Here is an 18,366-nt window from a genome sequence, read left to right as displayed (position 1 = left end):
GACGGTCCCCCACCCGGGACACCCGTCCGGGCGCGACACCGGTGACGTCTTCCTGATGGCCGGTGGCGTTCCCGGAGCGGGTAAGAGCACCCTGCTTCGCCGGATCGAGCACGACATCCCGGGTCTGACCGTTCTCGATCCGGAGCGCCGAGCCGAACGCCTCGCCGCCGCGCTTCCGCCGGGCCTGCCGTATCGCTGGTATCGGCCACTGGTCCATCTCATGCACACCCTCGACGTGGTGCGCACCCTCCTGGCCGGACCGCACCGGAGCGAAGGGCCTGTGGCCGTTCACGACACCGCCACGCGCAGGCGCCGACGCGACTGGACGGCCCGCCTGGCACGGCGACGAGGCTGGACGCCGGTGCTGGTCTTCCTCGACGTGCCCCACGATGTCGCGCGGGCCGGACAGCACGCTCGCGGGCGCGTGGTGAACGAGTCGTCGTTCGCGCGGCACTGGCATCGGTGGACGGCTCTGCGACCGCACCTCACCCGCGAGGACGACGCCCCGGCCGGGGGTCCGTGGGACCACGTCGTCGTCACCACTCGCGACGATGCGAAGAGCCGGGTGTTCGGATTGCTGACGCAGGACGGGACGGACCGCTGCGCACTCGGCGGCGGATCCCCGTGCGCGCAGTGACGATCTCCGGTACGCAGTGACGATCTCCGGCACCACAGTGACGATCTCCGGCACCACAGTGACGATCTCCGGCACCACAGTGACGATCTCCGGCACCGCAGTGGCATCGGCACCTCGGTGACCGGTGTCCCCGACGCGTGTCGGGTTCACCGAAGGCGCACTTCCCAGCAGATCCAAGGCTCACTCCCATGGACGCCCGAGGGTCGTCCGGTTGTGTGGGTGCGTGAACGGACGCGATGCGTCATGCCCCAGCAAGGAAGGCACGACTCGATGACAACTCCCACCCAGGCCGTCGACACCGCCGCCGCACGCGGGAATCGGCCGGACTCCGTATGCGAGAGGGACGGTCCGGAGCTGCGCGTGCTGCGCTGCGAGCGGCAGCACGTCGACGCGCTGCTCTCGACGCTCACCCGCAGGCAACGCGAAATCCTGCGCCTGCGGGTGGTCGAGGGGTTGTCTGTGGAGGAGTCCGCCGCCGTCCTGCGGACGACGCCCGGCGCCGTTCGTGTGGGTCAGCATCGCGCGTTGTCCCGCCTTCGGGCGGCGCTGGCCGACCCCGCGCGCATGGGCGCCGTCACGGGGCCGGTCGACTCCCGGCCTCGGCCTCGGCGGGGTGCGGTCGCGCGCCTGCCGCGTGCGTCAGCTGTTCCTCCGTGACCGCCTCACCGCGGGCGACCATGCCCGCCTCGTGCGACAGCGGGATCTGCCGCAGGAAGCACGCGATGACGAAGGCCACCAACAGGAATGGGATCAGGTACCAGAACACCGGTGCGAGGGAGTCGGCGTAGGCGTCGACCACGCCGGTGCGCACGGAGTCCGGCAGCTGGTTCAGGGCCGCGGGATCGAGCGTCGCCGTCGCCTGGCCGGCCTGCTCCGGGGAGGCCCCGGCTCCGGTGAACACGGCGGTGAGCTGCTCGGCCAGCCGGTTGGTGAAGATCGTGCCGAAGACCGCCACGCCGAGGGACGCGCCCACCTCCCGGAAGTAGTTGTTGGTGCTGGTCGCGGTCCCGATCTCGGTGGGCGGCACGGCGTTCTGCACCACGAGAACGACCACCTGCATGATCAGACCCAGGCCGAGGCCGAGGGTGAACAGCATCGTGCAGATCAGCCACAGCGGCGTGCTGCCTTCGAGGGTGGTCAGCCACAACATCGCGGCGGCCGTGACGAGGGCACCGGCGATGGGATACGCCTTGTAGTGACCGGTTTTCGTGATCGCGATGCCGGAGGCGATCGAGGTGGCCATCAGGCCGGCCATCATCGGGATCATCAGCAGGCCGGAGACCGCGGCCGAGGTGCCGGACGACATCTGCAGGAACGTCGGCATGAAGGCCAGCGCCGCGAACATGCCGAGGCCCACGGTGAAGCCGATCGCGGTGGCGTTGACGAAGATCGGATTGCGGAACAGCGACAGCGGGATGATCGGATCCTCGGCGCGGGACTCGACGAGGACGAAAAGGCTTGCCGCGACGAGCACTCCGACGGCGAGCGCGAGGGTCAGCGGATCGGTCCAGCCCCGGTCGCCACCGAAGTCCGTGAACAGGATCAGGCACGTGGTGGCGGCCGAGAGGGTGAGCACGCCGAGGAAGTCGACCTTCTTCTCGGGCCGCTTCGTGGGCAGCGTGAGGGTGAACCAGGCGATCGCGAAGGCGAGCACGCCGACGGGCAGGTTGATGTAGAAGGCCCAGTGCCAGGTCAGGTGGTCGACGAAGAAGCCGCCGAGCAGGGGGCCGGCGACGGCGGCCACACCGAAGACCGCACCGAGCGGACCCAGGTACTTGCCACGCTGGTCGGCCGGGACGATGTCGGCGATGATGGCCTGGGAGAGGATCATCAGGCCGCCGCCGCCGAGGCCCTGCATCGCGCGGAAGATCACGAACCACCAGAAGTCGGTGGCGAAGGCACAGCCGGCGGAGGCGAGGGTGAACACCGCGATGGCGACGAGGAAGAGGGTGCGGCGGCCGAACACGTCGCCGAACTTTCCGTAGATCGGCATCACGATGGTGGTCGCCAGCAGGTAGGCGGTGGTGATCCAGGCCTGGTGTTCGACGCCGCCGAGCTGCCCGACGATGGTCGGCATCGCGGTGGAGACGATGGTCTGGTCGAGGCTCGACAGCAGCATGCCGGCGATCAGCGCGGAGAAGATGAGCCAGATCCGGCGCTGCGTGAGCACCAACGGTGGTGCCGCGGGCCGGGACGACGTTGCGGTCACGGGTTTCCTGCCGTTTCGATGGGGTCGAGCCGCTGTCCGAACAGTCGCCGGACGATGTCGAGGTTGCGGAGCAGCAGCTCCGCGAAGGGTCGATCGGTGTCGTCGCCGAAGAACTCGTCGGCGGTGTGCCGGGTGATGTCGGCGAGCGCGTAGACGACGGTCCGCGGCAGCGGATCGTCGGGAGGCAGGTTCTCTCTCCGGGCGACGACCTCGGCGAACCGCCGGAGCTGGGCCTCGCCGTTGTGCAGGATGCGGGGCAGTAGCTGCGGCTCGCGGTGGATGATGTCGTGGTACTGCTTCGCGTGCTCGCGGGTGAAGTCGGTGCGCCCGATCTGGGCGAGGATCACCGCGACGAGGTCCTGGAGCAGCGTGGGGGAGATGCCGTCCCCGTCGTGCCGCCCGGCGGCCACGAAGGCGTCCTCCTCCTCGGGGGTCAGGCTGAGCGGGGGCTCGCCGAGGACCGCGTCCTCCTTGGACGGGAAGTAGTTGAAGAAGGTGCGCCGGGAGATCTCCACCCGCTCGCAGAGTTCCTCCACGGTGAACCCGGCAAGACCATGTCGGGCGGTGAGCGCGCGCGCCTCGCCGACGAGTGCGGCTCTGGTGCGCTCCATCCGGCGGTTCCGCCGCCCGGACGGAGTTGTTGCACTTTCATCCATAGAGTGCATGATTGCACCATTGTCCCCAGAGTGCAAAGAAGCCTGGTGTCTGCGGGCGACTATGGGACGTTATGGTCAGTTATGGAGAACTTCAGATAGAACTCCATAAGTCTCTATACTCGCCCCATGGACCTCGAGCTCAATCCGTTCAAGCCCGGCTCCGGACTCCGGCCGCCGGCGCTCGAGGGGCGCGACGAGCAGATCGGGGCGTTCGAACTCCTGGTCGCCCGCAGCAAACGGCAGAACTACGACCGTGGCCCGATCCTGTCGGGATTGCGCGGGGTCGGGAAGACGACCCTGCTCAACACCCTCGTCGAGCACGCCGACCGGCAGGGATGGCTCACCATCGCCATCGAGGCCCGCCCCAGCGAGGCCGGCACCACCGCGGTCCGCGCCAAGCTCTCCCAGGAGCTGACGGTCGGACTGCGCCGCTACAGCCGCAAGCACCGGATCCAGCACGCGATCGACCCGCTCATCGACCTCGCCCGCGGCTTCTCCCTCGGCCTCGGCCTCGGCCCGGCGACCGCAAGCTTCTCCCTCGACCAGCGTCCGGCAGCCAGTGGCGACATCGATCTCGACCTCGAGGAACTCGTCGAAGCGATCACCGCCGAACTGCGGCCCAGATCCAGCGCATTCGGGTTGTTCATCGACGAGATGCAGGACCTCGACTCCGATCTGCTGTCGGCGCTGCTCGCCGTCCAGCACCGGGCGAGCCAGCGCGAATGGCCGTTCTTCCTCATCGGCGCCGGACTACCCAATCTTCCCGCGGTGCTGGCCGGCAACCGCTCGTACGCGGAGCGACAGTTCCTCTACAGCACCATCGGCCCCCTCACCCCGGCGGCCGCAGCCGACGCCCTGCGCATCCCGGTACGCCGTCAGGGCGGGGACTTCACCGACGACGCGCTCGCCGTGCTCGTCCAGGCCAGCGGCGGTTACCCGTACTTCCTCCAGGAGTACGGGAAGGCGATCTGGAACATCGCTCCGCACAGCCCCTTTCAGCTCGAGGATGCCGAAATCGCCGTCGAGGTGGGCCGGCGTCACCTCGACGAGGGATTCTTCCCGTCCCGCTGGAACCGGGCGACCGACCGCGAGCGCCGTTACCTCACCGCGCTCGCCGCCACCGGCGAGGAGACCCCGCGGTCCGGGAAGGTCGCCCAGCTGATGGGCTCGACCGCCACCGGCGTCAGCGACGTCCGCAACTCGGCCATCCGCAAGGGCCTGATCTGGGCACCGGAGCACGGTCGCATCGCCTTCACCGTCCCGGGTATGGCCGACTTCATCCGCCGTCAACCGGCGGAGTAGCCGGATCAGCGGCCCCGCTCGGCCACCATCCGGTCCACGGCGCGCACGCTGAGCACCTGGTCGAGAGCCATGGAGGCGCAGCCGATCATCCCGGAGCGATCGCCGTGCGACCAGGGCAGGATCTGCAGGGCGCGGGTGGCCACGGACACCGCGTCGCGATAGAGGGTTTCGCGCAGTCCGGCGACGAACACGTCGTAGGCCTCGGCCATGTCGCCACCCACGACGAGCACCGCCGGGTCGAGGAGGTTGACGGCACCGGCGATCACCTCACCGATCCGCCGGCCGCTGTCCCGGATCATGCGGCGCGCCTCCGCATCCCCGCCGACGGCGAGGGCTACGACGTCGCGGATGTGGGTCACGTCCCGGCCCTGCTCCTGCAGGTCGCGGACCAGGGCCCAGCCCCCGGCGATCGCCTCGACGCAGCCGACGTCGCCGCAGCGGCACAGGACGCCCTGCGCGGCGGCGGTCTTGGTGTGCCCGATCTCGCCGGCCGCGCCCACCGCGCCGCGCTGCAGCACACCGCCCGACACGATGCCCGCACCGAGGCCCGTGGACGCCTTGATGAGGAGCATGTCATCGAATTTCCGTCGTTCGCCGAGCCTTTCGGCGAGCACCATGACGTTCGCGTCGTTGTCGACGAACACCGGCGCCGCACCGAGGCCGGCGAGGAAGGGCTGCAGCTCGACACCGTCCCAGCCGGCCATCATCGGCGAGTCGAGGCTGCAGCCGCGGACCGTGTCCACCGTGCCCGGCAGGCTCACCCCGATGCCGACGGTGCGGGGCGCGCCGGGACCGAGCGCGTCGCGCAGGTCGGCGAGGTGCGCGGCGATCTTCGGCATCAGCTCGCCCGGGCTCGCCCCGATCTCCTGCTCGAGGTCCTCGGTCCGGAGCAGTTCCCCGGCGAGATCGCAGACGGCGAGCTGGGTGCGGCTGCGGCCGATCGCGCCGACGAGCACGATGCCCGCGCCGGCCCCGAAGGTGAGGGTGAGCGGTGGCCGCCCACCGGTGGAGGGCCCCTCCTCCGTTTCGACGACGAGGCCGAGGTCCTGGAGTGCCGCGACCCGGGCGGCGACGGCGGTGCGGGAGAGCCCGGTGTGGTGCCCGATCTCGCTTCGGGTGGTCGCGGCGCCGGCGCGGACGAGGGCGAAGACCTCGCCCGCTGTGGCGGGCGCGCTGGAGGATCGGCTCATACCGCCATTGAACCAAGGAACCGCACCCGAGAGCGCCTCGTGCAGCCGCGGCGTGCTGCGTCGAACCGTACTTTGTTCTTAGAAATGCGTAAGTTTGTTGTTTCAGTGCGGAAGATGTTCTACGGTTGCCAGTGACAGCCCTCACCCCCTCATTCGGGAGGACAAGCCATGTCACCCGCCGCTCCCTGTACCGTCGTCGTCTTCGGCGGCACCGGCGACCTCGCCGTCCGTAAGCTCCTGCCCGCCCTCTACCTGCGCGATCACGACGGCCAGTTGCCGCCCGGCAGCCGGATCGTCGGCGCCGCGCGCGCCGGCCTCGACACCGACGGCTACCGCGACAAGGTCCGCGGCGAGCTCGCACGCTTCGTACCCGCCCACCTGCTGGATGCCGGCACCCTCACGCGGTTCCTGGACCGCCTCGACTACGTGAGCGTCGACTTCGCAGGCGGAGACGACTGGTCCGCCCTGCGCGACGTCCTGGCCCCGGACTCCGTGCGCGTGTTCTACCTCGCTTGCGCCCCTTCGCTGTTCGGGCCGATCTCCCATCACCTCGCCCGGCACGGACTCGTCGAGCCGACGTCGCGGGTGGTGCTCGAGAAGCCCATCGGCCGCGACCTCGCGTCCGCCCGCGCGATCAACGACGCGGTCGGCGAGGTGTTCGACGAGTCGCAGATCTTCCGCATCGACCACTACCTCGGCAAGGAGAGTGTCCAGAACCTGCTGGTCACCCGGTTCGCCAACACCCTGCTCGAGCCGCTGTGGAACTCGACGTGGATCGACCACGTGCAGATCACCGTCTCCGAATCCCTCGGCGTGGGCACCCGCGGCGGCTACTACGACACCTCCGGGGCGCTGCGCGACATGCTGCAGAACCACCTGCTGCAGGTGCTGTGCCTGGTGGCGATGGAACCGCCGACGGTCGTCGACCGCGAGACCGTGCGCGACGAGAAACTCAAGGTGCTGCAGGCACTGCGGCCGATGACGCCCGACGACGTCGAAAGATTCACCGTCACCGGGCAATACGGACCCGGATTGGTCGACGGCGGTGCCGTGCCCGGGTATCGCGACGAGGTGGAGAACCCGGACAGCCACACCGAGACCTTCGTCGCGGTGCGCGCGGAGGTGCGCAACTGGCGCTGGGCCGGCGTGCCGTTCTACCTGCGCACCGGCAAGCGTCTCGAGAAGCGCAGTTCCGAGATCGTGGTGCAGTTCAAGGACGTTCCGCACCCGATGTTCCCCCGGGCCGAGGGCGCCACCGAACCCAATCGCCTGGTGATCCGGCTGCAGCCCGACGAGGGCATCTGCCTGCACATGACCGCCAAGGAACCCGGGCCCGGCGGGATCCGCCTGCGTCCGGTGTCGCTGGATCTGAACTACGTGGACGCGTTCGACCGTCCGTCCCCCGACGCGTACGAGCGGCTGCTGATGGACGTGGTGCGGGGTGACCCGACCCTGTTCATGCGCCGCGACGAGGTCGAGACCGCGTGGGCATGGGTCGAGCCGATCCTGCAGACCTGGGACCGCACCGGCCGGGTGCCGCGCCGCTACCCGGCGGGTACGTCCGGCCCCACCGACGCGATCACCCTCATCGAGCGCGACGGCCGCGCCTGGTACGAAGGACCTTCCTCATGAGCCACGTCCATCCCGTTCTCGCCCGGGTCACCGACCGCATCGTCCGGCGCAGCCGGGCCGAGCGTGCCGCCTACCTCGAGCGGCTGCGCGCCGCCGCCGACAAGGGGCCCGCCCGCGGGCGCCTCGCGTGCGCCAACCTGGCCCACGGATTCGCCGCGGCCGAGCCCGCCGACAAGTCCGCGCTGCGCGGGCTGGTGAAGCCGAACATCGCGATCGTCTCGTCCTACAACGACATGCTCTCGGCGCACCGGCCCTTCGAGGAGTACCCGGCGCGGCTGAAGGCCGCGGTCCTCGAGGCGGGCGGCATCGCACAGTTCGCCGGCGGCGTCCCGGCCATGTGCGACGGCATCACCCAGGGCCGCGACGGCATGCAGCTGTCGCTGTTCAGCCGCGACGTCATCGCGATGTCCACCGCTATCGCGTTGTCGCACGACATGTTCGACGGCGCGCTCATGCTCGGGGTCTGCGACAAGATCGTCCCCGGCATGCTGATCGGCGCCCTGGGCTTCGGGCACCTGCCGACGGTGTTCGTCCCGGCCGGGCCGATGACGTCGGGGCTGCCCAACGGCGAGAAGGCCCGGGTGCGGCAGCTCTACGCGGAGGGCCGCGCCCGACGCGAAGACCTGCTCGAGGCCGAGGCCGCGTCCTATCACGGCGCCGGCACGTGCACGTTCTTCGGCACCGCGAACTCCAATCAGCTGCTGATGGAGGTGATGGGCCTGCACCTGCCCGGCGCGAGCTTCGTCAACCCGGGCACCGAGCTGCGGGACGCGCTCACCGACGAGGCCGCGCGCCGCGTCACCGGCCTCACCGCGCTCGGCTCCGCCTTCACCCCGGTCGGGGAGGTCGTCGACGAGCGGGCCGTCGTCAACGGCTGCGTCGCACTGCTCGCCACCGGCGGCTCCACCAATCACACGATGCACCTGGTGGCGATCGCGCGGGCCGCGGGCATCACGCTCACGTGGCGCGACCTGGCGGACCTGTCGGCCGTCGTGCCGCTGCTCGCCCGGATCTACCCCAACGGCGCGGCCGACGTGAACCACTTCCACGCCGCCGGCGGGCTCGGTGTCGTCGTCTCGGAACTGCTCTCGGCGGGCCTGCTGCACGACGACGTCACCACCGTCGCCGGCCCCGGTCTGCACCGGTACACGCAGGAGCCGCGGCTGCGCGACGGGACGCTGCAGTGGGAGACCGGGCCGTCCGAGAGCCTCGACCGCACCGTGCTGCGCGGCGTCGTGGACCCGTTCGCCGTGGACGGCGGGCTCAAGGTGCTCGACGGCAACCTCGGCGAGGCCGTGCTCAAGGTGTCCGCGGTCGCCCCGGAGCACCACATCGTCACCGCGCCGGCCCGGGTGTTCGACGACCAGGCCGACTTCCTCACGGCCTTCGAGGCGGGCGAACTCGACCGCGACGTCGTGGCGGTGCTGCGTTACCAGGGCCCGCGCGCGAACGGAATGCCGGAGCTGCACAAGCTCACCCCCGCGCTGGGGGTGCTGCAGGACCGCGGGCGCCGGGTCGCGCTGGTGACCGACGGCCGGATGTCGGGCGCGTCCGGCAAGGTTCCCGCCGCCATCCACGTCACGCCCGAGGCCGCGGCCGGCGGCCCGCTCGCCCGCGTCCGCGACGGCGACCTGATCACCGTCGACGCCGTCGCCGGCTCGCTGTGCGTGCACCTGTCCGACGCCACACTCGCCGACCGCGTGGCGACCGGCCACGCCCCCACCGACGACGCCTGGACGGGCACGGGCCGGGAACTGTTCGCGGGCCTGCGGGCCGCCGTGGGCCCGGCCACCCTCGGCGCCAGCGTCTTCCAACCCAACCCCGCGTGAAGGAGACCCCGATGAGCCTGCTGGACGTGACCCCCGTCGTTCCCGTCGTCGTGATAGACGATGCCGCGGACGCGGTCCCGATCGCCCGGGCCCTCGTCGACGGCGGTGTGCCGATGATCGAGCTGACTCTGCGCACCCCGTGCGCCCTCGAGGCGATCGAGCGGATCGCCGCCGAGGTTCCCGAGATCACCGTCGGTGCCGGCACGATCGTCGAACCCGGCCAGGCCGCGCAGGCCGCGGCGGCCGGTGCGCGCTTCCTGGTGTCGCCGGGCGCGACGGAGTCGCTGCTGAAGGCCATGACCGACACGGGACTGCCGCACCTGCCGGGTGCCGCGACCGTCTCGGAGGTGCTGCTGCTCCTCGAACGCGGCTACCGCGAGATGAAGTTCTTTCCCGCGGAGGCCGCGGGGGGCACCCGGTTCCTCGCGGCCGTCCACTCCCCCGTGCCCGCTGCCCGGTTCTGCCCCACCGGCGGGATCTCGGTCGCAACCGCCCCCGACTACCTCGCGCTGCCCAACGTCGGCTGCGTGGGGGGCTCGTGGCTCACCCCCGCCGATGCGGTGCAGACCCGGGACTGGGCCCGGATCACCCGCCTCGCGCAGGTGACCACGAAACTACGCCTGGCCGAGGCGTAGGCGGACCGGGCTCGCCCCCGTCCTACTCGGACGCGACGGGGGCGAGCCCTCGTCCGTTGAGGCGCAGTTCCACCCCACTGCCGCGCCTGATCGTGTTGTAGATCGGGCAGGTGGCCACGAATTTCGCGGCCAGTTCCTCCGCGTCGCGGACCCCGGGGCCGTGGATTTCGAGCTCGAGCAGCGTCCGGTCGTAGACGGTCGGATCGTCCGTTCCCCGCACGTGGGACGCGCGGGCGGTGAGTGCATCGAGTTCGAGTCCGTCCGAGGCGGCATTGTGCTCGATGTTCGCGAGGGCGCAGGAGGCGAGCGCGGACAGCAGCAGTTCCCCGGCATGAACGGCCTCACCGTCGGCAAGCCTCGAATCGCTGACGAAGTGGTTGCCGCGAGCGCTGAGCACGAACCTGCCCGGGGCGCCGGCCGAGGCGCCGACGGCCACTGCATCGGCGATCGGCGCCGCGTCCACCGCGTCCGGATGGTGTGCGAATTGCCCGGCATTCACAGGCGCACTCCGGCGCGCTCGGCCCACTCGCCGTGCCCGGGACGGGACAGGCCGAGGTTCTCCCGCAGCGTGGCACCCGTGTACTCCGTACGGAGGATTCCACGCCGCTGCAACTGGGGCACCACCTCACGGGCGAACGTCTCGAATCCGCCGGGCTGGTGGGGTGCCTGCAGCGTGAATCCGTCTGCGGCACCGTCCTCGAACCACTCCTGCAGGCCGTCAGCGACCTCGGCCGCGGTCCCGATGAACCCGCCCTCGTAACGCCCGCCGTACTGCTTGCCGAGTTGACGCAGGGTGAGGCCCTCGCGCTCGGTGATCTCGCGAACCTCGTTGTAGTGCCCCTCCACTCCTGGCACCTCCACCTCCGGCAGCCGTTCGTCGAGCGGGAACGTCGACAGGTCGACATCGAGATGGTATGCAAGGGTGGACAATCCACCGATCGGTGGCACGAGTTCGAACATCTCCTCGGCCAGTTCCTTCGCACGGGCCGACGTGGGGCCGACGACCGGCGTGATCGAGGGCAGGATCTTGACGGACTCCGGATCCCGGCCGTACTTCGCTGCCCGCTCCTTGATTTCCGTGTAGAACGCCTGCGCCGACTCCTTCGATGCGTGACTGCAGAAGATCACGTCCGACCAGCGGGCGGCGAAATCCTTGCCCTTCGCGGAGGCTCCGGCCTGGATGAGTACGGGGTACCCCTGGGGCGGGCGCGGCACGTTGAGCGGTCCCTGCACCGAGAAGAACCGGCCCTGGTGATCGATGCGATGCACCTTGGCCGGCTCGGCGAAGAGCGGCCCGTCCGGGTCCAGGACCAGCGCATCGTCGTCCCAGCTGTCCCACAGCTTGCCGGTGACCTGCAGGAATTCGTCGGCACGCTCGTATCGGGTGGCTCGGTCGAACTGCTCGTCGAGGTCGAAGTTGCGGGCCTCCGATTCCTGGAACGACGTGACGATGTTCCACGCGACGCGGCCGGAGGTCAGGTGGTCGAGGGTCGCGAAGGTGCGGGCGAGGTTGAACGGCTGCGCGTACGTGGTGGACACGGTCGCGGCGAGTCCGAGATGCCGGGTCGCGGCGGCCATCGACGCGATGATCGGCAGCGGATCCATACGAAGGGAGCCGAGAGCACCGTAGCGGAGCTGGGAATCGGTGCTCCCTCCGAACCGGTCCGGGACGGACAGGATGTCCGGGAAGAAGGCGAGGTCGAAGCGGCCGTGCTCGAGGGTGCGCGCGATGTTCTGGTAGTAGTCGGCGTCGAGCCATCCCGGCACCGAGCCGGGGTGGCGCCACCCGCCCGGTCGTCCGGGTCCGGCGGTGACGAAGGCAGCGAGGTGCATCTGTGCGGTCACGAGAGTCTCCTGAGGTGAACGGTCAGGCCTGGGCGAGTTCAGCGGCGACGGCGGCACGAACGGAGTCGAACCTGCTGTCGGACAACCAGGTCTGCACATCGACGGGCTCGGGGTACACGCCGAGCCGGTGGAAGTTGTCGGCGAGATCCTGAGTGCCGGCGATCGCTCCTTCGTCGACGGCGGTGAACTGCCCCGCCCCGGAGTAGGACAATCGCCGGGCTTTCACCAGATCGAGGTAGACGTCCCGCTCGAGCGTCGAGTCACCGAACCCGCCGAGCGCCGTGAACTCGTCGACCGCCGTCTCCGGATTCGCCTCGACCCAGCGCTGGGCGTCGCGCACGTTGCGGGCAAGTGTCGCGGCGACCTCCGGATGATCGAAGGCGAAATCCTCGCTTGCGACGAAGAACGCGTAGTCGTACGTCTTCACTCCGGGCAGGGTTGCCGCGTTGTGCTTGCGCCGGGCCAGCTCGATGGTGGGCTGCCAGTTGATCCACGCGTCGACCTTCCCCTGGGCGAAGGCGGCTTCCGCATCGGCGGCAGTGAGATTGACGTAGTCCACGTCGTCGATTGTCAGCCCGGCGGAGTCGAGGTACTTGACCAGGCTGTAGGTGCCCGTCGTGCCCTGGTGGTCGGCGATGCGACGGCCGCGCAGGTCGGCGGCGCTCTTGATGTCGGATCCCTTGGGGACGAGGATGTCGACCTCGTTGGAGGGAAGCGGATAGGACACGAGCGGCACGACCGGGACGTTGCCGCCGATCGCGTAGATGACGGCGGTGGCCGTGGCGAACGAGAAGTCGACGCTACCGGCCTTGATGGCCTCCATCACCGGCAGCGATGCAGGGAAGCCGGACGGATAGGTCACCGGCACGCCGAGATCCGAGGCCAGGTCGAAGCCTCCGAGGTTGTGGGACAGGACGGTGCCGGGTTCGGCCTTGCCGTCGCCGATCAGTGCGTAGCGCACTTCGGTGAGTGCCTTCGCGGCACCCGACGAGTCCTTCGTGCCGCAGGCGGCCAGCGCTCCGATGCCGGTGACCGCGAGCGCTCCGAGGCCCGCGGCCTCGAGGAATCGCCGGCGGCCGAATCCGGGAAGTGGCGAGCGGGAATTCATAGGGGACAACCTCTCTCGGATCGAGCTGATATCAGTGGTCGGGATGGACGGCACGCTCGGCGTCGAGGAGTCCGGCGAGCAGCTCCTCCTTCCAGGCGGCGAGCTGCGCGTCGCCGCGATGCCGCGGCCGCTCCTGGGGAACGCGCAGGTCGCGCGTGATGCCGGAGGGAGTGAGCAGCAGGACGCGATCGGACAGCACGAGCGCCTCCTCCACGTCGTGCGTGACGAGCAGGACCGTGCGCGGGTGCTCCACGAGCAGACGTTCGAGCAGCTGGTGCATCGTGACGCGGGTGACGGCGTCGAGAGCCCCGAACGGCTCGTCGAGGAGCAGAACCTCCGGCCGGTGGAGCAGGGCCCGCGCGAGCGCGACGCGCTGGCGCTGGCCGCCGGACAGTTCGGCCGGCCAGTTCTTCTCCCGACCCGTGAGTCCGACCTGCCCGAGGAGTTCGGCCGCACGAGCACGCGCTCCACGGGTGCCCAGAGTGACGTTGCCCAGGACCGACTTCCAGGGCAGCAGCCGATCCTCCTGGAACATCATCCGCGAGGTGTGGCCGCCGGCGGGCACACCTCCGGTCGGTTCGACGGTGCCGGCTGCGGGCACTTCGAGACCGGCGAGGATGCGGAGCAGCGTGGACTTGCCGACCCCGCTCGGGCCCAGGATCGAGACGAACTCGCCCGGGGCGACGTCCAGGTCGATATTCCTCAGTACCCAGTGGTCGCGGTACCGCTGTCCGATGCCGCGCAGGCACAGGCCGACGAGGTCGTCTGCGACCGTCTTCACCGGTTCTCCCTTCGGTAGTTGGCATTCCAGCGCAGGACGCGTGCCTCGATCAGGCGGACGATCTGGTCGGCGAGCAGACCGGCAACCGCGTAGAGAACGATGGCAAGGACGATGCGATCGTTGCGGAGCATTTCCCGGCCGTTCTGGGCGAGATACCCGATTCCTTCGCGGGTCGCGATGGTTTCGGCGATGACGAGGGTGAGCCAGGCGACGCCCAACGCGTATCGGATGCCGTTGAGGACGACCGGCATGGCCCCGGGCACCACGATCTCGCGGATGATGCCCCAGTGGGTCAGGCCGTAGGAGCGGCCGAGCTGGATCAGCTTTGCGTCGACCGTGCGGATTCCGTTGACGGTGTTCAGGTACACCGGGAAGACGACGCCGAGGATCACGAGAACGATCTTGGGCAGTTCGCCGATCCCGAACGCGGCGATGAGCAGGGGCACCAACGCCAGATGCGGGAGTGCGCGCACCATCTGCAGGGTGCGGTCGAATATCCCTTCCGCGATGCGGGAGAGACCGACGGCGAAACCCAGGACGAGACCTATGGTCGCGCCGATGACGAAGCCGATGACGATGCGCCGGAGGCTGACTGCGATGTGCGACTGCAACTCGCCCGTGGACCACAGCGAACGCGCGGTGTCGAGGACGTCGGTCGGCGGCGGCAGGACGGAGGCTGGGACGACTCCTTCGGTGGAGGCCCACTGCCAGCTCAGCAGAACCAGCAGCGGAACTGCCCAGGGCAGCAGCAACGCCCACGGCAGCACCCGTCGAATCCCGGCGGTTCGCTCGCCGCCCTGCACGCTCGCAGACTCGGGTGCGATTGCCTCACTCATGAGTCGAAGTCGGGATGGAACGGATCATGCGGCACTCCTCGATCGGTCGGACGCCGGTCACGCTATCCAGACGTGCACGCACATGTCGTCAGTTGTATACACATGGATTCAAACTCTGTACACGCGCCCACGAGCGTGATACGGCTTGACGAATCCCTCGACACGAACCGCCCCGACAGGAAGGAAGCCGGTGACATCTGCAGGCCCGGGTCCCTACAGCGAACTGCGCACACGCATCATCTCCGGCCGCTACGCCCCGGGCGCGCTCCTGGTTCCGGCCACAGTGGGTGAGGAACTCGGGGTGTCCCGGACACCGATCAGGGAGGCGCTCATCCGGCTGGAACTCGAAGGCCTCGTGACGAAGGTGTCGCGCGGCTTCGTCATCCGCGAGCGGTCGCCGGAGGAGATTCTCGACATCTGCGAAGCACGCATCGCACTCGAATCCGTCGTGGCGCGTTCCGCGGCACTCCGACGCACCGAGTTCGACCTCGCGATGTTGCGGCGGGCACTCGAGTCGGCACGGACCGGGGTTCCCGACGAACGTCTGCGGGCGCATGCCGAGTGGCACATCGCGCTGCGGGTCGCGGCGCACAACCCCACCATCTCCGAGTTGATGGAACTGCTCGACGCCCGCCTCCATGTCTACGACGGGACCGCGTCCCGATCCACCGCCAATCTCGATCTGATCGAAGCCGAGCACGAGGAGATCTACCGCGCCGTGGTCGACGGAGACGGGGAGCGCGCGAGCGAGTTGATGGTTGTCCACCAGACGAGGACCCGCGACCTGCGAATCGCCGAGATGGTCGAATCGAAGCGGTAGCACCGGGCGGTACGCTGGGCAGATGCGTGAGGAGAACGACCACCCCGGCTCGCAGTCGTCGCTGCGTACAGCCAATCAGCAACGGGTGGTAAGGGTTCTGCAGTCCGGTGGCGAACTCACCCAGGCGGAGATCGCCCGGCGCACCGGTCTGGCCCCGGCCACGGTGTCGAATCTGGTGCGGGAACTGACCACCAGCGGCCTGGTGGAGGTGGCCGCGGCCGAGCGCCCGGGCCAGCGGGGGCGGGCCGTGAAGCTCACCCGGTCGGCGGGCCTGGCCGTCGGAATCGATTTCGGGCACCGGCATCTCACCGTCGCCGTCGCCGACCTGTCGCACGAGATCCTCGCCGAGAAGCGGGTCGAGCTGGCGAGCGGACATCGCGCCGAGGACGGGATAACAAGGGCCGGGGCGCTTCTCGACGACGCCCTCGTCGAACTCGGGTGCGGACGCGACGCCGTCGCGGCCGTCGGCATGGGCCTGCCCGCGCCGGTCGAGTCCGCCACGCACCGGATCGGCGGGCCGTCGATCCTGCCGGGCTGGGTGGGCGTCGACCCGGCCGCACTGGCCGCCGAGCGGCTCGCGCTTCCCGTCCACGTCGACAACGACGCCAATCTCGGTGCGCTGGCCGAGCACATCTGGGGTGCCGGGTGCGGCGTGGACGACCTGGCCTACATCAAGCTGTCCGACGGCGTCGGCGCCGGACTGGTGCTGGACGGGCGGCTGTACCGGGGCCGCGCCGGCACGGCCGGCGAGATCGGCCACACCTCCCTCGACGAGTTCGGCCAGGTGTGCCGGTGCGGCAACCGCGGCTGCCTCGAGACGATGGTGGCCTCGCACGTGGTGATCGGGCTGCTCGAGCCGAGCCGGGGGCCCGGCCTGACGATCGCGGACGTGGTGGCACTCGCCGAGGCCGGCGACGCCGGGTGTGCCCGGGTGCTCGCGGACACCGGCCGCCACGTCGGGGTCGCGGCGGCGAGCCTGTGCAACCTGCTCAATCCGCAGCTCCTCCTGATCGGCGGCGAACTCGCCCTGGCGGGAGAGCTGCTGCTCGAGCCCCTGCGTCGCGCGATCGAGCGGTACGCGGTGCCCAGCGCCGCGCGCACCGTGCAGGTACGGACGGCGGCGCTCGGCGCCCGGGCCCAGGTACTCGGGGCGGTCGCCCTGGGACTGCGCGCGGCCAGCCCCCGCTGAAGATCATCTTCGAGGCTTCGGCGCCGACTCACGTCCAGAACTAGGTTCAAATTCGAACATAAGTAGCGTCTCAAGACGCTTTTTTCATTCATTTCTTGACGACTGACGCCGCTTCGTCCTACTGTGGTCCAGCACACAGTTCGCGTGACCGCCGCCACTCGCCTCCCGGAACGGGACCGCCGCGGCCGGGTCCCGCCGCCCACGAGGAGTCCCATGAGCAACCACGTCGCGCTCCCGACCGTCCCCGACACCGGACCGGACACCGCCGGCGCCCCGGTGCCGGTCCGCATCGCCGCCATCGCCGCGCTCGGCGGCCTGTTGTTCGGCTTCGACAGCGCCGTCATCAACGGTGCCGTGTCGGCCATCGAATCCCGGTTCGCCGTCTCGTCCGCCGTCCTCGGCTTCGCGGTCGCCTCGGCCCTGCTCGGCGCGGCCGGCGGCGCCGTCCTCGCCGGCCGCATCGCGGACCGCTACGGCCGGCTCACCACCATGCAGGTCGCCGCCGCGATGTTCCTGGTCAGCGCGCTGGGCACCGGATTCGCCTTCAACGTCGAAACTCTCGTCCTGTTCCGCATCGTCGGCGGTGTCGGCGTCGGACTCGCCTCCGTCATCGCCCCCGCCTACATCGCCGAGATCTCCCCCGCCCGGGTACGCGGTCGCCTGGGATCGCTGCAGCAGCTCGCGATCGTCGTCGGCATCTTCGCCGCCCTGCTCGTCGACTACGCCCTCGCCGCCCTCGCGGGTGGCTCCCGCGAGGAACTGTGGTTCGGGCTCGAGGCGTGGCGCTGGATGTTCCTGTCCATGACCGTTCCCGCCCTCGTGTACGGATTCCTGACGCTCACCATCCCGGAGTCCCCGCGCTATCTCGTCGCGAAGGGCCGCATCGGGGAGGCCCGCGGCATCCTCGGCACGCTGCTCGGCGAGCAGGGCATCGACCTGCGCATCGAATCGATCCGCGCCACCCTCGGCCACGAGCGCACCCCGTCGCTGCGCGACCTGAGGGGACCCGCGCTGGGCCTGCTGCCCATCGTGTGGATCGGCATCGGGCTGTCGGTGTTCCAGCAGTTCGTCGGCATCAACGTGATCTTCTACTACTCCAGCATCCTCTGGCAGGCAGTGGGATTCGACGAGAACAGCTCCCTCGTCATCACCGTCGTCACGTCCGTGGTCAACATCGCCACCACCCTCGTGGCCATCGCGTTCGTCGACCGCATCGGACGCCGGCCCCTGCTGATCATCGGCTCGGCCGGCATGGCCGTCACCCTCACCACGATGGCCGTCGTCTTCGCCACCGCCTCCACCACCGTCGTCGACGGTGTGACCACCCCGCACCTGACCGGACTGCAGGGACCGATCGCGCTGATCGCCGCGAACCTGTTCGTCGTCGCGTTCGGCATGTCGTGGGGACCGGTCGTGTGGGTCCTGCTCGGCGAGGCCTTCCCCAACCGGATCCGCGCGGCGGCACTGTCGCTCGCCGCCGGCGCGCAGTGGGCGGCCAACTGGGTCATCACCGTGAGCTTCCCCGCCATGAAGGAACTGTCGCTGGGGCTGTCGTACGGCTTCTACGCCGTGTGCGCGGTGCTGTCGCTGCTGTTCGTCCTGCGCTGGGTCAAGGAGACCAAGGGCCGCGAGCTCGAGGACATGGACGCCGCCTGAATCCCGGGCACCCCGGTAACAGAACAGTCAGGGAGAGAACA

The 18,366-nt window shown here is 69.8% G+C and carries 17 protein-coding genes; 9 read left to right on the top strand and 8 right to left on the bottom strand.

The window, feature by feature from the left end; all coding sequences use genetic code 11:
• Window positions 1-55 precede the first annotated feature (55 nt).
• Both JYA75_RS05705 and JYA75_RS29085 read left to right on the top strand, forming a co-directional pair.
• Window positions 56-637: an AAA family ATPase gene (locus JYA75_RS05705; protein ID WP_203329778.1), complete on the top strand. Its 582-nt coding sequence runs from the start codon at window positions 56-58 to the stop codon at window positions 635-637.
• 243 nt (window positions 638-880) lie between these two features.
• Complete coding sequence (locus tag JYA75_RS29085) at window positions 881-1,294, top strand: sigma factor-like helix-turn-helix DNA-binding protein (protein ID WP_203329777.1); 414 nt, start codon at window positions 881-883, stop codon at window positions 1,292-1,294.
• Here the strand turns inward: JYA75_RS29085 and JYA75_RS05695 are convergent.
• Together JYA75_RS05695 and JYA75_RS05690 are read right to left on the bottom strand one after the other, a co-directional pair.
• Window positions 1,212-2,846 (bottom strand): MDR family MFS transporter, encoded by a 1,635-nt coding sequence (locus tag JYA75_RS05695; protein WP_043799969.1) that lies wholly within the window; start codon window positions 2,844-2,846, stop codon window positions 1,212-1,214. The two genes, JYA75_RS29085 and JYA75_RS05695, sit on opposite strands and share 83 nt — an antisense overlap.
• Window positions 2,843-3,457 carry a TetR family transcriptional regulator gene (locus JYA75_RS05690; RefSeq protein ID WP_050036107.1) on the bottom strand — a complete coding sequence of 205 codons (615 nt, stop codon included), beginning with the start codon at window positions 3,455-3,457 and terminating at the stop codon, window positions 2,843-2,845. Before JYA75_RS05690 ends, JYA75_RS05695 begins: the two co-directional genes overlap by 4 nt.
• A gap of 171 nt (window positions 3,458-3,628) precedes the next feature.
• Between JYA75_RS05690 and JYA75_RS05685 the strand changes: the two genes are divergently transcribed.
• On the top strand, window positions 3,629-4,804 hold the full coding sequence (locus JYA75_RS05685) for an ATP-binding protein (RefSeq protein WP_203329776.1): 1,176 nt from the start codon (window positions 3,629-3,631) through the stop codon (window positions 4,802-4,804).
• A 5-nt stretch (window positions 4,805-4,809) separates the two neighbouring features.
• Here JYA75_RS05685 and JYA75_RS05680 read toward each other — a convergent pair whose 3' ends face one another.
• Entirely contained in the window at window positions 4,810-5,994 is a 1,185-nt protein-coding gene (locus tag JYA75_RS05680; RefSeq protein ID WP_043799978.1) for an ROK family protein, read from the bottom strand.
• Between the two features lie 168 nt (window positions 5,995-6,162).
• Here JYA75_RS05680 and zwf point away from each other — a divergent pair, with 168 nt between their 5' ends.
• From zwf to eda, 3 genes are read left to right on the top strand one after another with little or no spacing between them, the layout of a single operon-like run.
• On the top strand, window positions 6,163-7,626 hold the full coding sequence (zwf, locus tag JYA75_RS05675; protein WP_072636582.1) for a glucose-6-phosphate dehydrogenase: 1,464 nt from the start codon (window positions 6,163-6,165) through the stop codon (window positions 7,624-7,626).
• Window positions 7,623-9,455: a phosphogluconate dehydratase gene (edd, locus tag JYA75_RS05670; RefSeq protein ID WP_072636583.1), complete on the top strand. Its 1,833-nt coding sequence runs from the start codon at window positions 7,623-7,625 to the stop codon at window positions 9,453-9,455. The genes zwf and edd overlap by 4 nt, the downstream gene beginning before the upstream one ends.
• 11 nt (window positions 9,456-9,466) lie before the next feature.
• Window positions 9,467-10,090, top strand: coding sequence for a bifunctional 4-hydroxy-2-oxoglutarate aldolase/2-dehydro-3-deoxy-phosphogluconate aldolase (eda, locus tag JYA75_RS05665; protein WP_006944104.1), 624 nt, complete (start codon window positions 9,467-9,469; stop codon window positions 10,088-10,090).
• A 22-nt stretch (window positions 10,091-10,112) separates the two neighbouring features.
• Here the strand turns inward: eda and JYA75_RS05660 are convergent, their stop codons facing one another.
• From JYA75_RS05660 to JYA75_RS05640, 5 genes are read right to left on the bottom strand one after another with little or no spacing between them, the layout of a single operon-like run.
• On the bottom strand, window positions 10,113-10,589 hold the full coding sequence (locus JYA75_RS05660; protein ID WP_239010536.1) for an OsmC family protein: 477 nt from the start codon (window positions 10,587-10,589) through the stop codon (window positions 10,113-10,115).
• Complete coding sequence (locus tag JYA75_RS05655; protein WP_203330151.1) at window positions 10,586-11,923, bottom strand: LLM class flavin-dependent oxidoreductase; 1,338 nt, start codon at window positions 11,921-11,923, stop codon at window positions 10,586-10,588. Before JYA75_RS05655 ends, JYA75_RS05660 begins: the two co-directional genes overlap by 4 nt.
• A gap of 34 nt (window positions 11,924-11,957) precedes the next feature.
• Window positions 11,958-13,043 carry an NrtA/SsuA/CpmA family ABC transporter substrate-binding protein gene (locus JYA75_RS05650; RefSeq protein WP_161994657.1) on the bottom strand — a complete coding sequence of 362 codons (1,086 nt, stop codon included), beginning with the start codon at window positions 13,041-13,043 and terminating at the stop codon, window positions 11,958-11,960.
• Between the two features lie 31 nt (window positions 13,044-13,074).
• The gene (locus tag JYA75_RS05645) at window positions 13,075-13,824 is read right to left on the bottom strand and encodes an ABC transporter ATP-binding protein (RefSeq protein ID WP_168580386.1); all 750 of its coding nucleotides are present in this window, start codon (window positions 13,822-13,824) and stop codon (window positions 13,075-13,077) included.
• A complete protein-coding gene (locus JYA75_RS05640; protein WP_203329775.1) occupies window positions 13,821-14,660 on the bottom strand; it encodes an ABC transporter permease subunit in 840 nt (279 codons plus the stop codon). The genes JYA75_RS05645 and JYA75_RS05640 overlap by 4 nt, the downstream gene beginning before the upstream one ends.
• Before the next feature lie 190 nt (window positions 14,661-14,850).
• Between JYA75_RS05640 and JYA75_RS05635 the strand changes: the two genes are divergently transcribed.
• The 3 genes from JYA75_RS05635 (at window position 14,851) to JYA75_RS05625 (ending at window position 18,325) form a co-directional block, all read left to right on the top strand.
• Window positions 14,851-15,480 carry a GntR family transcriptional regulator gene (locus JYA75_RS05635; RefSeq protein WP_050036112.1) on the top strand — a complete coding sequence of 210 codons (630 nt, stop codon included), beginning with the start codon at window positions 14,851-14,853 and terminating at the stop codon, window positions 15,478-15,480.
• 22 nt (window positions 15,481-15,502) lie between these two features.
• A complete protein-coding gene (locus JYA75_RS05630; RefSeq protein ID WP_168580387.1) occupies window positions 15,503-16,669 on the top strand; it encodes an ROK family transcriptional regulator in 1,167 nt (388 codons plus the stop codon).
• A 213-nt stretch (window positions 16,670-16,882) separates the two neighbouring features.
• Entirely contained in the window at window positions 16,883-18,325 is a 1,443-nt protein-coding gene (locus JYA75_RS05625) for a sugar porter family MFS transporter (RefSeq protein ID WP_006944106.1), read from the top strand.
• Window positions 18,326-18,366: the final 41 nt, after the last annotated feature.

The organism is Rhodococcus sp. PSBB066 (genome assembly GCF_017068255.1).
GTDB classification, from domain to species: domain Bacteria; phylum Actinomycetota; class Actinomycetes; order Mycobacteriales; family Mycobacteriaceae; genus Rhodococcus; species Rhodococcus aetherivorans.
Note: the sequence above shows the minus strand (reverse complement) of the source record. Positions and strands in the feature narration are given on the sequence as shown.

What these genes read in the sequence shown, in the direction of transcription:
- JYA75_RS05630 (WP_168580387.1), top strand. Translation starts at nt 15,503, where the DNA reads ATGCGTGAGGAGAACGACCACCCCGGCTCGCAGTCGTCGCTGCGTACA.
- JYA75_RS05690 (WP_050036107.1), bottom strand. Translation starts at nt 3,457, where the DNA reads ATGGAGCGCACCAGAGCCGCACTCGTCGGCGAGGCGCGCGCGCTCACC.
- edd (WP_072636583.1), top strand. Translation starts at nt 7,623, where the DNA reads ATGAGCCACGTCCATCCCGTTCTCGCCCGGGTCACCGACCGCATCGTC.
- JYA75_RS05705 (WP_203329778.1), top strand. Translation starts at nt 56, where the DNA reads ATGGCCGGTGGCGTTCCCGGAGCGGGTAAGAGCACCCTGCTTCGCCGG.
- JYA75_RS05625 (WP_006944106.1), top strand. Translation starts at nt 16,883, where the DNA reads ATGAGCAACCACGTCGCGCTCCCGACCGTCCCCGACACCGGACCGGAC.
- JYA75_RS05680 (WP_043799978.1), bottom strand. Translation starts at nt 5,994, where the DNA reads ATGAGCCGATCCTCCAGCGCGCCCGCCACAGCGGGCGAGGTCTTCGCC.
- eda (WP_006944104.1), top strand. Translation starts at nt 9,467, where the DNA reads ATGAGCCTGCTGGACGTGACCCCCGTCGTTCCCGTCGTCGTGATAGAC.
- JYA75_RS29085 (WP_203329777.1), top strand. Translation starts at nt 881, where the DNA reads ATGCCCCAGCAAGGAAGGCACGACTCGATGACAACTCCCACCCAGGCC.
- JYA75_RS05685 (WP_203329776.1), top strand. Translation starts at nt 3,629, where the DNA reads ATGGACCTCGAGCTCAATCCGTTCAAGCCCGGCTCCGGACTCCGGCCG.
- JYA75_RS05655 (WP_203330151.1), bottom strand. Translation starts at nt 11,923, where the DNA reads ATGCACCTCGCTGCCTTCGTCACCGCCGGACCCGGACGACCGGGCGGG.
- JYA75_RS05640 (WP_203329775.1), bottom strand. Translation starts at nt 14,660, where the DNA reads ATGAGTGAGGCAATCGCACCCGAGTCTGCGAGCGTGCAGGGCGGCGAG.
- zwf (WP_072636582.1), top strand. Translation starts at nt 6,163, where the DNA reads ATGTCACCCGCCGCTCCCTGTACCGTCGTCGTCTTCGGCGGCACCGGC.
- JYA75_RS05650 (WP_161994657.1), bottom strand. Translation starts at nt 13,043, where the DNA reads ATGAATTCCCGCTCGCCACTTCCCGGATTCGGCCGCCGGCGATTCCTC.